Source organism: Prevotella multiformis DSM 16608 (assembly GCF_000191065.1).
GTDB classification, from domain to species: domain Bacteria; phylum Bacteroidota; class Bacteroidia; order Bacteroidales; family Bacteroidaceae; genus Prevotella; species Prevotella multiformis.
This window is the reverse complement of the sequence record NZ_GL872282.1, coordinates 513,435-527,331: the sequence shown is the minus strand read 5'-3', so window position 1 is coordinate 527,331 and position 13,897 is coordinate 513,435. Positions and strand designations below refer to the sequence as shown.

Genomic DNA, 13,897 nt, shown 5'->3' with positions numbered 1-13,897 from the left:
GACAAGAACAGTTATGAAGAAACTGAAAATCATTACGATGGCCGCTGTCTGCGCCCTCTTTGCATCCTGCATGGGCGACAGTTACGCCGAGCCGGATGCAAACGCACCGGCGCCTTTCGGAAACAACGAACTGACCGAAACGAATGTCATCACCATCGCACAGCTGAAAAGCAGGTATGCGACCTATCTCGCCACCGACTACCGGGACGGCGACAGCTATGCGAAAGTCGCTGACGACATCAAGATAAAAGGTATTGTCACCAGTTCTGACGCTGATGGGAACATCTATCAGGAACTGGCTCTGCAGGACGCAACGGGAGCCGTCATCGTGGCTGTCGCACAAGGCGGACTGCATGGCTCGCTGCCGGTCGGTACGGAAGTTCTTGTCAGTCTGAAGGATCTCTATGTCGGCAACTATGGCAAGCAGGCTGAAATCGGTGTGCCGACAACCAACAAGAACGGTGCGACCTTTGTCGGCCGCATGAGCCGTTTCACATGGGACCGGCACTGCAAGATCCTCTCGACGGGCAACAAGGTGGAACCGGCGGAGTTCGCCGTCGGCAGCAATGTCACCACATGGAGCCTCGATGCGGACGGCGGCAGGCTCGGGATTCTCCGCAATGTAAGTTTCAAGAGCAGCAACAATCCGAAGGTGGACAGCACTTTCGCCGATGCGAATGGCGGCGCGGGCAGCGTGAGCTGGACGCTGAACGAGCAGGACGGAAAGAAGGTGATTGTCTATAACAGCAACTTCGCCAAATTCGCCAACAGCAGGATACCGGCAGGCAAGGTGGACATCACCGGTATCTTCAAACGCTTCAACAACCAGTGGGAAATCCTCATTCGCTCGCTTGACGATATCAAATCCGCAGAGAAGACAGACCCGTTCAAAGGACTCCCCGGCAAGGGCGACGGCACGCAGGGCAGGCCTCTGGACATCACACGGGCGCTGGCTTATGCGAAGCTGAACAAGAAGGATGCCACGCCCTACTATATCAAGGGTATCATCTCGCAGATCGACGAGGTGTCACTCAAGTATGGCAACGCACGCTACTGCTTGTCTGACGATGGAACGACGGCCAACCAGCTGCAGGTGTTCCGCGGCTTCTATCTGAATGGCGACAAGTTCACGTCGGCATCGCAGATCAGTGTGGGGAAAAAGGTCGTTATCCTCGGCACTTTGGATTATTATGAGGCTACCTCTACGCCACAGGTCGGCAAGGGCAGCAAGATCATCTCCATTAACTAACAAGACAAATAATAAAACCGAATATGAAAAAGATTATTTTTTCCATGATGGCACTGGCATTGACTGCCACCGCCTTCACAGGCTGCGAGGATGTTCCGGCACCTTACAGCATGAACTTTGACGACAGCAATGTCACCCCGACCCCCAAGCCCGCTGCCGATCCGAAGGGTTCCGGCACGGAGGCTGACCCCTTCAACGTGGCAGCTGCACTGAAATACATCGAGGCGGGACAGAACCTCGACAAGCAGGTGTATGTCTCCGGAACCATCGTGAGCGTCAAGGAAATCGATGCGACGAACTACGGCAATGCCACCTATTATATCTCAGATGACGGTACGGCGAGCGGTCAGCTGACGGTTTACCGCGGCTACGACCTGGGGAACAAGAAGTTTACGGCGGCCGACAGGCTCAAGGCCGGCGACAAGGTCGTCGTATACGGGAAGCTCGTCAACTTCAATGGTACCAAGGAGTTCACGCAGGGCAACTATATTTACTCCCTCAACGGCAAGAAAGCTGAGGATACGCCTGCTGCCGACCTGAACACGGAGGCGACGGCATGGACTGTGGCTGAAGCCGTGCAGAAAATACAGGCAGGGCAGACTGCCGGCGGCGAGGCATACGTCAAAGGAATCATCTCTGATGTCAACTTCTACGATGCAACCCACAAGAGCCTTACCTACTACCTCTCTGACAACGGAACGGACAAGACTCTCAAAGTCTACTCGGGGAAGGGGCTGAACGGTGCCGACTTTGCTTCGAAGGAAGACCTGAAGGCTGGTCAGACCGTCGTTGTCAAAGGAAACCTCAAGTCCTTTACCAACAAGCAGGGACAGGTCGTCATGGAAGTCGACAAGGGCAGCAAGATCGTCTCCATCAGCGGGACACCTTCTCCGCAGCCATCTGTCGCGGCGCTTACGGCGAAGTTCGATGCCGGCATGGACAACTTCACCGTCAACGACATCAGCCTGCCTTCCCAGCTCACCTACATCTGGAAACACGATGCCTCCAGGAAATACATGAAGGCCACTTCGCATAAAGGCACTTCCGACTATGCTGCACAGAGTCGTCTGGAGTCGCCTGTCTTCAGTCTTGCCGGCAGGACCTCCGCAACGCTCACATTCATGGTCGCTGGCAACTACTTCTCAAATGCCGCCAGCAACTTTAAGGTACAGGTTTCTACCGACGGAACGACCTGGAATGATGTCCCCCTGTCGACCTATCCTGCCAAGGACTGGAAGTTTGTTGCCACCTCCTGTGACCTCTCGGCATATGCCGGCCAGTCTACCGTCCGCATCGGCTTCCTTTACGCCTGCGATGGTGCCAATGCCGCAGGTACATGGGAAATCAAGGACGTGGAAGTGAAGTAAAAAACAACTTGAAATATTTGGCAGGGTGCAGAATTATTCGTAATTTTGCACCCTGTTAAGTATCTGTCCTTTACTGCTTGGGAGGGCAGGGATCGAAATGTGAATTATTAACAAACAGATAAATAAAAAATGAAAAAAGGTATTCATCCAGAAAACTATCGCCCCGTCGTATTCAAGGATATGTCCAACGGCGATATGTTCCTTACAAAGTCTACATGCAAGACTTCAGAGACAGTAGAGTTTGAAGGCGAAACTTACCCGGTGGTAAAAGTCGAAATCTCAAGTACCTCTCACCCGTTCTACACTGGTAAGAGCAAACTTGTCGATACAGCCGGTCGTGTCGACCGCTTCATGAGCCGTTACGGTAAGTTGAAGAAGTAATCGGGCAATACCCCTTCGATAAAGTTTACATGGAGTGCGGACAGACGTAGTTGCATATGCGTCTGTCCGCACTTCTGCTTTCAACGAGATGCGCTTCATAACCTCATCCGACAAAGACAGAACAATGAACAGAACAAGAATGATCACCGTCTTCTTTCCACTCCTTGCCTTCACCGCCTTTACCTCATGCAGCAAGGAGGATGATGGTTCTGCCGGCACAGGGCGGAAAGAGGGACTGGCTGACAATGCCAACGCCAACTTCCTTGACCCGCAGCCGGCGACCCACCGGCTGGAATTTCCGAAGCTGAAAGGCGGCAGGAGCGTCATCCTCACCCACAGGCTCAGCGACGGGGAGGTGAACTACAGCGTGGAATGGGATGTGGAGAAGAAGTCGAACCGCTGGACCTGCTACCAGATCTATGCCGGCAACGCAAAGAAAGCCGTCAGGAGAAAGGACCAGAAGAGCCGCGACCTCTATCCCATGGATCCGCTCTGGCCGGCCAATGCCTTCTTCACTTACGACCCTTACCGGGGGTCGGGCTACGACCACGGACACCTCTGCCCCTCACAGGACAGGGTGAACAGCCGGGAGTCCAACGATCAGACCTTCTATCTGAGCAATATGCAGCCGCAGGTCCACGACTTCAATGCAGGTATCTGGGAGGTCATGGAGAGAAAGATGAGAACCTATATCACCTTCTCCGTTGGTTTGAAAGACACCCTGTTTATCTGCCGTGGCGGAACGATAGACCGGGAGGGGCAGTTCAGCTACATCAGAAACCGGTTCATAGTCCCCGCTTATTTCTTCTCTGCCGCCCTGATGAAATACAAGGTCAGAGGACAGGACGACTGGCAGTACAAGGCCATCGGTTTCTGGTTCAGGAATGAGGGGAATCCCGGCACTGCTCTCAGCCCCTACGTCGTCAGCATCAAAGAACTCGAGGGACGGACCGGCATCGACTTCTTCTGCAATCTGCCCGACGACATCGAGCGTAACGTGGAGAACAAGACGGCGGAACAGATGATCCGCAGCTGGAGCATACGGTAGCCCCCCTCTTCCGTCCTCGGGGCGTTGGGGGGCTATGGGCCGGCTGTCCGGGAAACGTTTCCCGTATCGGCCGGCCGGCAGCCCTGCGACGGGGGAGAGCCGTCTCTCCTGTCGTCAGCAGTGTGCCGGTGCTTGGCACCGGCTGTGCGGACGGAGAACACAGGGCGTGTTGACGGCCGGCACGGATGCGACGGGATGCCGGAAGGCTGTTCGCCTGCCGTGAAAGTGCCGTGCTGCCGGAAGCCGGTGCGGCCTGTCGGATGAATCGGATAGCTTGTTTTCCCTGAAACCATAGGAAACAGCCTGCCGGAGGGAAAATCGCACATGGCGGTTCCTGCTGTTGGGATCTTGCCGGCCATAATTGTTTTTCATGCGCTTTCACCCGGTTTTCTGTGATGTGAAAGCTTCTTGTGTGTCAGGCAGTAACAGAATGTGCGTCCGCATCTTCTGTTGCTGTTTTTTTCTGTCATCCTCTTTCTTTTCTTGTGCCGCCCCGGTGTCGGCCGTCTTCCGGCAGTGCGGAGGAAGCCGTCGGTTCATGCCGGATGGAAGGATTCAGTTCTCCTGCACCTTGAAACGGGAGAAGTCCGTCATGCGGAGCAGATCCTCATACGTCGTCTTCGGGTTCTGTTTCATGAATGTCTCCACCGCCTCTTCGTACCGGCTGTGGTAGATGCGTCTCGTCATCACCTGGTTGACGATCCACTGTATCTTCCCGATGTGCAGGTCGCGTTCCAGCTGCGGCCGCGTCTCGAAGCGCTGCAGAGGGTAGATGCTCATGAGGTAGAAGGTCAGGCAGTCCGGGAGGATGTATTCGCGTGACATCTGCTTGCGCTGCGAGGGGGAATAGTATCTGGCATACAGCGGATAATCAGGACCGAGGTACTTGTCGAGCGAGATGCCGATCGTCCCGTTTCCCACTACGATGCTCTGGTCCAGGGCGGAGATCTGTGTATAGACCTTCGGCACTTCAATGTCAGGCAGCAGCTGTTTCAGCCGGTTGAAGGCGGTGCTCAGCTGGTGGTCGAGGTCGCCCGTGTTGGCATATTCCGATTCCACTGCGGCGATCATCGACTGGAGCGTGGTGTCCTGGTAGAACTTCAGGAACTTCGAGTTGATGTCAGGATCCGTGATCTCGCCGATCTTCACCACATCCTCTATCAGTGTACGGGTCTCTATCGGATATTCCGTGTTCATCTGCTGCAGAGCCGAGAAGTCGCCTGTCGTGAGGTAACGGTACTCCAGCCGGTCGTAGCGGTCTACCTCCAGCAGCAGAGAATTGCCATTCTCGTTGTCGGAAGGGAGCTTGAACTGGCAGCCGAAACAGATGAACAGGACAAGTGGCAATATGTAATAGAGATGCCTCACGGATCGTTTTACAATATTTGAGTGTTGTTTGCAAAATTAATAAAAAGTATTTTCAGATGCAAGCGTTTTGCTAAAAAAGTTAAAATTCAGCCGGAGAAAGCCCCTCCTTCAGTCGGACAGTGTACTGAAGTGCCGCCGCCCTTTCGCATAATACTGCCAGAGGACAGCATACTTCTTGCGGCCGTCCTGCGTGCAGTCCGCCATGCGTCCCGTGTTCTCCGGAGCTGCCGGGACAGCCGTTTCCGGCATCCGCTCAAACTCATGCCGCCACCGCCTGAAGGCACGGCGTGCAGAGAAGATTGCCTTGCAGTCGCCCCAGTTTCCGTTCATGATGAGTGTCTGGAAAGCCGCCAGATAGTCGAGGAACCAGCGCACCCGCATCACATGGCGCAGCTCGTCCTCGGGCAGGTTCTTCCACAGCATCGTCAGGTTGTTGCGGAAGTTGAGGAAAGTCTTGCGCGGATTCGACTTCGGCAGCGTCCCCCCTCCCACATGATAGACAAAGCTCTCCGGGAAGCAGAAGATACGTTTCCCCATCCGGTGCAGCCGCCAGCAGAGGTCAATCTCTTCATTGTGGGCAAAGAAGCGGCCGTCCAGTCCGCCCGCTTCCCAGTAGTCCCGGGCACGTATCATCATGCAGGCACCTGTCGCCCAGAGGATTTCCTCGTTGTTGTCATACTGTCCGTTGTCATCCTCGACCGTGTCGAAGATGCGCCCGCGGCAGAAGGGGTAGCCGTAGCGGTCGAGGAATCCGCCCGACGCGCCGGCATACTCGAAGGCATCCCGGTCTGCCATGGAGAGCAGTTTCGGCTGGCAGGCGGCGATGTCCTCATGGGCATCCATTTCCTCGATCAGCGGCGTCAGCCAGTGATGCGTCACCTCCACGTCACTGTTCAGCAGTACGTAGTACTCGCTCTCCACCTGTCTGAGCGCACGGTTGTAGCCTTCGGCGAAGCCGTAGTTGCGGTCTAACGGAATGACCCGCAGGCGGGGGTACTGTGCGTGCAGCCATGCCACGGAGCCGTCTGTCGAGGCGTTGTCGGCGATGATGACTTCCGCTTCTCCGCGTGAGAACTCCACCACGGAAGGAAGGTACCGCTCCATCATGGAGCGGCCGTTCCAGTTCAGTATGACGATTGCAGTTTTCATAAGAGTTCTGCTTTTAGTGAGCTTTGGTCGAAGTTGAAGCCCCCCAGCCGCACACGGACAATCTGGTTGTCGTATTCCTCCCGGGCCTGGCCGGGCGGCAGCTCCACCCGTATGTAGTTGTCCGTGAAGCCGTGCATGGCCTTCCCGCGCGCCGCCTTCTCGAAGAGCACGTCCGCCTCCTGTCCGATGCGGGCGGCATAGAAGGCCCGTGTCTTCTCGTCGGAGAGCTTCAGGAGTCTGTGGGCACGGCGCTTCTTCTCACGGTCGTCCACCACGTAGGGAATGGAAAGCGCCGACGTACCGGGACGCTCGGAATAAGGGAAGACATGGAGCTGGGTGACCGGCAGGGAGTCGAGGAAGCGGTAGCAGTCCTCGAAATACTCCGGACGCTCGCCCCGTGAGCCCACCATGACATCCACGCCGATGAAGGCATCGGGCATCATTTCCTTGATGAACCGTATCTTGTGGGCGAAGAGTGCGGTGTCGTAACGGCGGTGCATCAGTTTCAGCACCTCGTCAGAACCGCTCTGGAGCGGAATGTGGAAATGGGGCATGAAGGCACGCGACCGTGCGCAGTAGGCGATCAGGTCGTCATCGATCAGGTCGGGTTCCAGCGAACTGATGCGGAACCGCCGGATGCCCTCTACTCTGTCCAGTGCCTTGACGAGGTCGAGGAAACTTTCCCCGGTTGTCTCGCCGAAGTCGCCGATGTTCACGCCTGTCAGGACGATTTCCTTGCCGCCCTCACGTGCCGCCTCTTCCGCCTGGCTGACAAGCGAGGCGATCGTCGGGTTGCGCGAGAAGCCCCTGGCATAGGGGATCGTGCAGTAGGTGCAGAAGTAGTTGCAGCCGTCCTGCACCTTCAGGAAGTAGCGGGTGCGGTTGCCCCGGGAGCAGCTCGCCTGGAAACTCCTGATGTCCTTCGTCCTGACCGAGTGGTACTCTGCCTGTCCTTCCGTCGTTTCTTTCCCCGCCTCCACCTTGTTCCAGGCATCGCTGAGGTACTGTATGAGGTCGGCCTTCTCGTTGCTCCCCAGCACCAGGTCGACACCCTCTATCCCGGCTACGGCGGCACTCTCCAGCTGGGCGTAGCAGCCTGTCACGATGACGAACGCACCGGGATTCTGGCGTACCATCCTGTGGATGACCTGCCGGCATTTGTGGTCGGCGACCTCCGTAACCGAACAGGTGTTGATCAGACAGATGTCTGCCTGTTCGCCTTTCTTCGCCTCCCGCACGCCCATATTATATAAGGTACGCGCGAAGGTGCTCGTCTCCGAGAAGTTGAGTTTGCACCCTAATGTATAGAAACGGGCCGTCTTGCCCTGGAATGCTGCTGTATCGATCATATTGTGTGCAAAGTTACGGTAAAATGAAGACAAAACCAAAGAAAAGCCTCCGTTTGCGCCTTCAGGAGGGAGGGGAGGGTACAGGCGGCGGCTTTCCGGCCTGTCCGGGGAATCGGTATATATGGTATAAAACGGGTGATTTCGGAGTTGTGCAGGCACACACCAAGAACTTTAACATTTGTTTAAAGTCTATATCATGCTGATTATCAGTATATTGTATATTTGTTACAAAAGCAGATAAAAAAAGTACTTAAAAAATGATTGCCGAATAAAAAAAATACTTACCTTTGCATCGTTTTAACAAACAAATGATTGTTTTACAGATTTAAAAAGCAAAGAAAATGAAGAAATTAGTTTTAGCACTCGTAGCTGTAGCAGCTATCTCTTTCGCATCTTGTGGTAACAACTCTAAGCCAGCTCAGAACGCTGACTCTACTGCAGATTCAGTTCAGCAGGATTCTGACAGCCTGTCTCAGGACTCAGCTGCCGCTCCTATGGATAGCGCTGCTGCAGACTCTGTTGCCAAGTAAGCACAGAACGAACAGAAAAAGAGAGAAATTGGCCGCAGGACTTCCGTCCTGCGGTTTTCTCGTTTTAAGGGGGCTGAGGTCCGCTCCCTTGTCCGCACAGATCAGCCACCCGGGAGACAGGCAGACCAGAGCCGAAAAACAGACAAGCCCCGGATGATTTTCAGACAAGGCTTAATTGAGGGCCAGAAGGGCGTTACTTGCATGGCAAGTAACGCCCTTCTGCAATGCAACTAAGCACCTTTTCAAGGCAGTATCGTAATCCTTTGACTGTCAGTGGGATTCAAACAGCATCAAAAGCCATGCTGACAGACGGAGAGGATGGTCATGATGGGTATAGACCGGAATGCCCACACGGAATAAAATCATAACAAATGGGTATTGTGCCGTTGACCGATTTCTGATAACTTTGCAGCTGAGTTTAAATTTAATAAACAGAATCAGAAACATGAGATTTAAAAATTTATTCCGGACATTCGCCGTCACGCTGCTGCTATCGGCGGGGACAGTCTCTGCCGCCGCGGCCGACTATGTGAAGGTGACTGACAAAGCGGGTGCGGCCACGACCTTTGCCCTCTCCGAGAAGCCGACCGTCACCTTTGCGGCCGACAAGCTCGTCCTGAAAGCCGGCAGCCAGACGGTGGAATATCCTTTGGCAGACATGGTGACCTTCGAGTTCGCCGAACAGCCCACCGGCATCAGCACCGCCGGCGGTGAAGAGACCCATGCCGTCTTTTCGTTCAGCAGTTCTTCCATAAGAGGAGAAGGCCTGAAGCCGGGCAGCCGTGTGGAAGTCTACACCGTCAACGGACAGCTCGTAAGCAGCGCCCGTGTGAGCCAGAGCGGCTCCGTAGAGGCTCCTCTCAACGGACAGACCGGTGTGTTCATCGTAAAATCATCAAACAAGACATTTAAATTTATCAATAAATGAAGAAGTTCTTTACTTTAGCAATCGTATCGCTTTTGAGTACCGCAGCCGTACAGGCACAGAAGGTTGTCATCAACAAGGCTGACGGCACACAGGTGACATTCCAGGCAAGCGAAATCACAAACGTACAGTTCGTACCGGCATCCCTGACAGACAATTTCGCCGGGAGCTACAAGGGGGAAGACAAAATAAGTGTGGGTGGATTGTTCTCATATACTTCTTCTGAAGCCGTTACCTACAAGGTAACTGCCAATGCAGACGGTACCGTCAATCTGACAGTTCCGGAGGAAACCTTCAAGAAAACCGTGATGGGCAACCTCACTTTGAGTTCTTACACCATCAGCAAGATTCCTTATGACGAGAGCAAGAAAGCTTTCATCAAGGCCTACAAGGACGACAACATCAAATTCCACCTTATCATCAAGAATGACAATGGAACGGTGATCAGCGACAAGGAATATACATTTGACAATGAAATCTGCAAGGTCACTATTACCAAAGGCGCTGACGGGAAACTGACAGTAAGCAACACCTACCAGATGGGGAAAATGCCTTTCCAGATTTCAGGCACATTTACCGGCACAAAGCAGTAACCGCATAAAGAGGGAGACATGAACCTCAGAAAACATATCTTAGACACGCTTGCAGGCGTTGCCGTCCTACTGACGGCGACAGCCTGCAACGGCGTTTTCGACGGTATCTACGATGAAGTGCCGGCCACTCCGACCGTCACGGAGGGACAGCTGCTCGTCGATGCCACCAGCTGGAAAGACTGGTACTATGTCGACTTCGACTCGCTGCGCACGTACATAGAGCAGAAGGACACCGCAGGGCTGCTGAAGGCGCAGACCCGCTTCGCCCATTTCCCCATCCCGACGACGCTGTCGGGCGGTGCAGGCGACGGCCAGACAGGTATCTACACCTACTGGTTCGATGTCTTCGGGAAGGGCATCTCGGTCAACGAGAAGCGTTCCTTCACGCCTGCCGATGCACAGGAAGAGCCGCCGTCGTGGAGCATCGCCTTCCACCGCAACAACGTGCGGACGAACGGCGGAGCCGTGCTGGAAACCAACTACAAATCGATGAGCGAACTGCCGAAGAGCAGCATCGACTTCCTGGGTGCGACCTTCCAGCCCGACGAATGGAGCGAGAACGAGGTGTGGACCGACCAGTCGCAGATGCTCCAGAGCCTGATCGGCTGTCAGGGCATCAAGATCAACAAGGTGCTCTCCACCTGGCTCCGGCTCGACATACCGCCCATGCCGCCGGCCTTCACCATGAACAGCCATGTGTTCATCATCCGGATGAAGAACGGCAACTATGCCGCCGTGCAGCTGGAGAACTATATGAACGCCGAAGGCGCCAAGTGCTGGCTGACGATCAATTACAAGTATCCGTATTAAATTACCCATGACCGGCCTCCATTCCAGTCATTCCCCAGCGGAAGAAGCGGAGACGGCAGTGGGCTTCCTGATATATGATGAAACGAACAGTCTTTATCCTGCCGGCACTGTCGTGCCTGTTCCCCGCTGCGCTGCGGGCAGACCTGCCGGGCGACTCCATCTACAAATGCGTCGAAATGGAGCAGGTCGTCGTGACGGGTACGCGCACGCCGAAGCTGCTTGCCAACACCCCCGTGCTGACGAAGCTCATCACGGCATCCGACATCGCCAAGGCCGATGCCACCAATCTGCGCGACCTCCTTCAACAGGTCCTGCCAGGTGTGGAGTTCTCCTACGCCATGAACCAGCAGGTACACATGAACTTCTCGGGATTCGGCGGACAGAGCATGCTGATCCTCGTGGACGGCGAACGGCTCGCCGGCGAGACGATGGACGACGTCGACTTCTCACGGCTCTGCATGGACAATGTCGACCACATCGAAATCGTGAAGGGAGCGGCATCGGCACTCTACGGCTCGAATGCGGCCGGCGGTGTCATCAACATCATCACCAAGAACGGCATCCGTCCGTTCGCCCTCAACCTCAACGCCCGCCTGGGCCGTCACCATGAGCAGCGTTACGGACTGTCATGGCAGCAGGGAGCGGGCAGATGGAGCAACCTGCTGACCGTCAACCGGAACAGGTCGGACAACTACGACGTACACAACGGAGACAACCCCGTGACCCGCGTCGTGGCCACCATCTACGGCGATGCGACGTGGAACTTCAAGGAGCAGCTGTCCTACCGGCCCAGCGAGAAGCTCTCGCTGACAGGGCGTGCCGGCTACTTCTACCGCCAGCTTGTCCGCACCTCGGAGACGCCGGAGCGTTACCGTGACTTCTCGGGCGGACTGCGCGGCATCTGGAAACCGGACACGCACAACAGTCTCGACCTCTCCTACGCCTTCGACCAGTACGACAAGTCGGACTACCAGCGCATCACACGGCTCGACATCCGCGACTACTCGAATGTGCAGAACAGCCTCCGCCTGCTTTACAACCACACTTTCGGAAGCGACGATGTCCTTTCGCTGGGAGCGGATTACATGCACGACTATCTCTTCAACACGAATCTGGAGGACCGGACACGCAGGCAGGATTCGTTCGATGCCTTCGCACAGTACGACTGGAACGTCAGCCGGCAGTGGGAAGCCGTAGGCGCACTGCGGTACGACTACTTCTCGGACGGGCGCATCTCGCGCCTGACACCCAAGGTGAGCGTGCGTTACCAGCCCGTACGCAACCTGAATTTCCGTGCCAGCTACGGCATGGGCTTCCGTGCGCCGACGCTGAAGGAGAAGTATTACAACTTCGACATGGCCGGGATATGGATTGTTGAGGGCAATCCTGCCTTGAAGCCGGAAGTGAGCCATAACTTCAACCTCTCGGCCGACTATACGCACAGGCACTACAACTTCACCCTCGCTGCTTATTACAACCGGATCAGGGACAAGATCGCCACGGGCGCACCGTTCTACAAGAACCCCTCCGACCGCATTCCCCATCTGCCCTATCTCAACCTCGACGACTACTCCGTCAGCGGCGGAGAGGCCACCGCACAGGCACGATGGCCGAACGGACTGACGGCACGCCTGTCCTACGCCTATACGCACGAGCGGCTGCCCAAGGACAAGAACAGCAATGCGGTGAACAACCAGTACATCCCGGCCCGCAAGCACTCCATGACGGGTCACATCGACTGGGACCGACAGTTCTCGACGGCATACGGATTGAACATCGGTCTCGACGGCCGCTTCCTGTCGGCGGTAGACAACCAGGAGTTCGTGGACTACTACGACATCTCCAAGGGCATACGCACCATCCACTATCCCGCCTACGCCCTCTTCAAGCTCTCGCTGGTACAGCGCATCGGCAAGGCGGTGAAGGCAAGCGTCATCCTCGACAACCTCTTCAACTACAAGCCGGAGTATTATTATCTGAACTGTCCGCTGACAGACGGCACGAACCTGATGGTAGGCCTGTCGGTTGATGTGGACAAGTTCTTCAAGTTCTGAAACACATCCTACAGACAATGGAAAAGAAAAAGATATACTGGTGGCGCACGCTCGCCTCGTTCATTCTTGTACTGTTCACGATGCCGCTGGGCCATGCCCTCATGATCCTGATGGAGAAGTTCATGCAGCCCGAAGCCGTACATTATGCCGGCTTCATGATGGGTTTCGCAGGACTGGTGATGGTCATCATCGGCGTGTTCGTCAAAGGCGACACCCGCCAGACGCTCTGGGGACTCCTCGGCGGCCTGCTCTTCTGGACCGGCTGGGTGGAGTTCCTCTTCCTTTATTATGCCCGCCGCTACGGCGTGCAGCCCGAGATAGAGAACGGCGTCGTCGTCACGAAACCTGAATACCTCATCATGCCGGCCTCCTTCGGGCTGTGGATGATGGTGATGACGATGTACATCTTCAGCACGCGCAACGGCTGCGACTTCATCACGTGGATTCAGGAAAAGCTCTTCGGTGCGCGCAAGAACAAAATCGTCATGCAGCCCATGACGCACCACACCTCCATCATCACCTTCATGGAGCTGAACATGATCCTCTGGGCGTTCTACCTCCTGCTGATGTTCTGCTACGACAAGAACTTCCTCGGCGACCACCATCCTGTGACCTATCTCGTGGGCATCGGCTGCTTCATCGGGTCGCTCTTCATGCTCCGCCGCCAGCTCCGCATCGCCGCATGGGGAGCCAATATCCGCATGGCCGTGGCGACGGTGATCGTCTTCTGGACACCTGTCGAGATCCTCGGACGCATCAACTTCTTCCACGAGTTCTGGGTAGAACCGGAGAAGTACAGCACGCTGCTGCTCTGCATCCTTGCGGCTTTCATCCTCCTGCTGGCTTATTTCTGGCTGAAGGCTTCCAAGCGGAAACGCGCCGGCAGTTGACTCCTATACAGAACAGGGGGCGGGGAGCTGCCCTGGAAGGAAATGGCAGGAAAGACATTAATATGTTTCTGTTCCGGCAAACATCATAGGATAAAACAGCGGCACGCATAGTTTCAAAAAGCCATGCGTGCCGCTGTTCTTGAATGCGCACGTCCTTTCTCTAAATCCATGTATAAGAACCTCG

14 protein-coding genes are annotated in these 13,897 nt (G+C 55.4%); 10 read left to right on the top strand and 4 right to left on the bottom strand.

Going from position 1 to position 13,897, the window contains the following annotated elements:
• Positions 1 to 13: 13 nt before the first annotated feature.
• The 4 genes from HMPREF9141_RS02245 (at position 14) to HMPREF9141_RS02230 (ending at position 4,045) form a co-directional block, all read left to right on the top strand.
• Positions 14 to 1,249, top strand: a complete 1,236-nt coding sequence (locus tag HMPREF9141_RS02245; RefSeq protein WP_007366807.1) for a DUF5689 domain-containing protein — start codon at positions 14 to 16, stop codon at positions 1,247 to 1,249.
• A 23-nt stretch (positions 1,250 to 1,272) separates the two neighbouring features.
• On the top strand, positions 1,273 to 2,616 hold the full coding sequence (locus tag HMPREF9141_RS02240; protein WP_007366806.1) for a choice-of-anchor J domain-containing protein: 1,344 nt from the start codon (positions 1,273 to 1,275) through the stop codon (positions 2,614 to 2,616).
• Positions 2,617 to 2,745: 129 nt separating this feature from the next.
• Positions 2,746 to 2,997 (top strand): type B 50S ribosomal protein L31, encoded by a 252-nt coding sequence (locus HMPREF9141_RS02235; RefSeq protein WP_007366805.1) that lies wholly within the window; start codon positions 2,746 to 2,748, stop codon positions 2,995 to 2,997.
• Positions 2,998 to 3,121: 124 nt separating this feature from the next.
• Positions 3,122 to 4,045, top strand: a complete 924-nt coding sequence (locus HMPREF9141_RS02230; RefSeq protein WP_040554354.1) for a DNA/RNA non-specific endonuclease — start codon at positions 3,122 to 3,124, stop codon at positions 4,043 to 4,045.
• A gap of 32 nt (positions 4,046 to 4,077) precedes the next feature.
• Here the strand turns inward: HMPREF9141_RS02230 and HMPREF9141_RS02225 are convergent, their stop codons facing one another.
• From HMPREF9141_RS02225 to mtaB, 4 genes are all read right to left on the bottom strand, one after another.
• Positions 4,078 to 4,404, bottom strand: coding sequence for a hypothetical protein (locus HMPREF9141_RS02225; RefSeq protein ID WP_007366803.1), 327 nt, complete (start codon positions 4,402 to 4,404; stop codon positions 4,078 to 4,080).
• A 196-nt stretch (positions 4,405 to 4,600) separates the two neighbouring features.
• Positions 4,601 to 5,413 (bottom strand): gliding motility protein GldB-related protein, encoded by an 813-nt coding sequence (locus HMPREF9141_RS02220; RefSeq protein ID WP_007366801.1) that lies wholly within the window; start codon positions 5,411 to 5,413, stop codon positions 4,601 to 4,603.
• A gap of 108 nt (positions 5,414 to 5,521) precedes the next feature.
• Complete coding sequence (locus HMPREF9141_RS02215; protein WP_007366800.1) at positions 5,522 to 6,562, bottom strand: glycosyltransferase family 2 protein; 1,041 nt, start codon at positions 6,560 to 6,562, stop codon at positions 5,522 to 5,524.
• Positions 6,559 to 7,911: a tRNA (N(6)-L-threonylcarbamoyladenosine(37)-C(2))-methylthiotransferase MtaB gene (mtaB, locus tag HMPREF9141_RS02210; RefSeq protein WP_007366799.1), complete on the bottom strand. Its 1,353-nt coding sequence runs from the start codon at positions 7,909 to 7,911 to the stop codon at positions 6,559 to 6,561. The genes HMPREF9141_RS02215 and mtaB overlap by 4 nt, the downstream gene beginning before the upstream one ends.
• Before the next feature lie 341 nt (positions 7,912 to 8,252).
• On the opposite strand from mtaB, the gene HMPREF9141_RS12590 reads away from it, so the two are divergent.
• The 6 genes from HMPREF9141_RS12590 (at position 8,253) to HMPREF9141_RS02185 (ending at position 13,713) form a co-directional block, all read left to right on the top strand.
• Entirely contained in the window at positions 8,253 to 8,441 is a 189-nt protein-coding gene (locus HMPREF9141_RS12590; protein WP_007366797.1) for a PG1828 family lipoprotein, read from the top strand.
• 445 nt (positions 8,442 to 8,886) lie between these two features.
• Entirely contained in the window at positions 8,887 to 9,369 is a 483-nt protein-coding gene (locus tag HMPREF9141_RS02205) for a hypothetical protein (RefSeq protein ID WP_040554149.1), read from the top strand.
• Positions 9,366 to 9,959, top strand: coding sequence for a calycin-like domain-containing protein (locus HMPREF9141_RS02200; RefSeq protein WP_007366795.1), 594 nt, complete (start codon positions 9,366 to 9,368; stop codon positions 9,957 to 9,959). The genes HMPREF9141_RS02205 and HMPREF9141_RS02200 overlap by 4 nt, the downstream gene beginning before the upstream one ends.
• Before the next feature lie 18 nt (positions 9,960 to 9,977).
• A complete protein-coding gene (locus tag HMPREF9141_RS02195; RefSeq protein ID WP_007366794.1) occupies positions 9,978 to 10,769 on the top strand; it encodes an HmuY family protein in 792 nt (263 codons plus the stop codon).
• Positions 10,770 to 10,843: 74 nt separating this feature from the next.
• Positions 10,844 to 12,823: a TonB-dependent receptor plug domain-containing protein gene (locus HMPREF9141_RS02190; protein ID WP_007366793.1), complete on the top strand. Its 1,980-nt coding sequence runs from the start codon at positions 10,844 to 10,846 to the stop codon at positions 12,821 to 12,823.
• 17 nt (positions 12,824 to 12,840) lie between these two features.
• Positions 12,841 to 13,713: a hypothetical protein gene (locus tag HMPREF9141_RS02185; RefSeq protein ID WP_007366792.1), complete on the top strand. Its 873-nt coding sequence runs from the start codon at positions 12,841 to 12,843 to the stop codon at positions 13,711 to 13,713.
• Positions 13,714 to 13,897 lie beyond the last annotated feature (184 nt).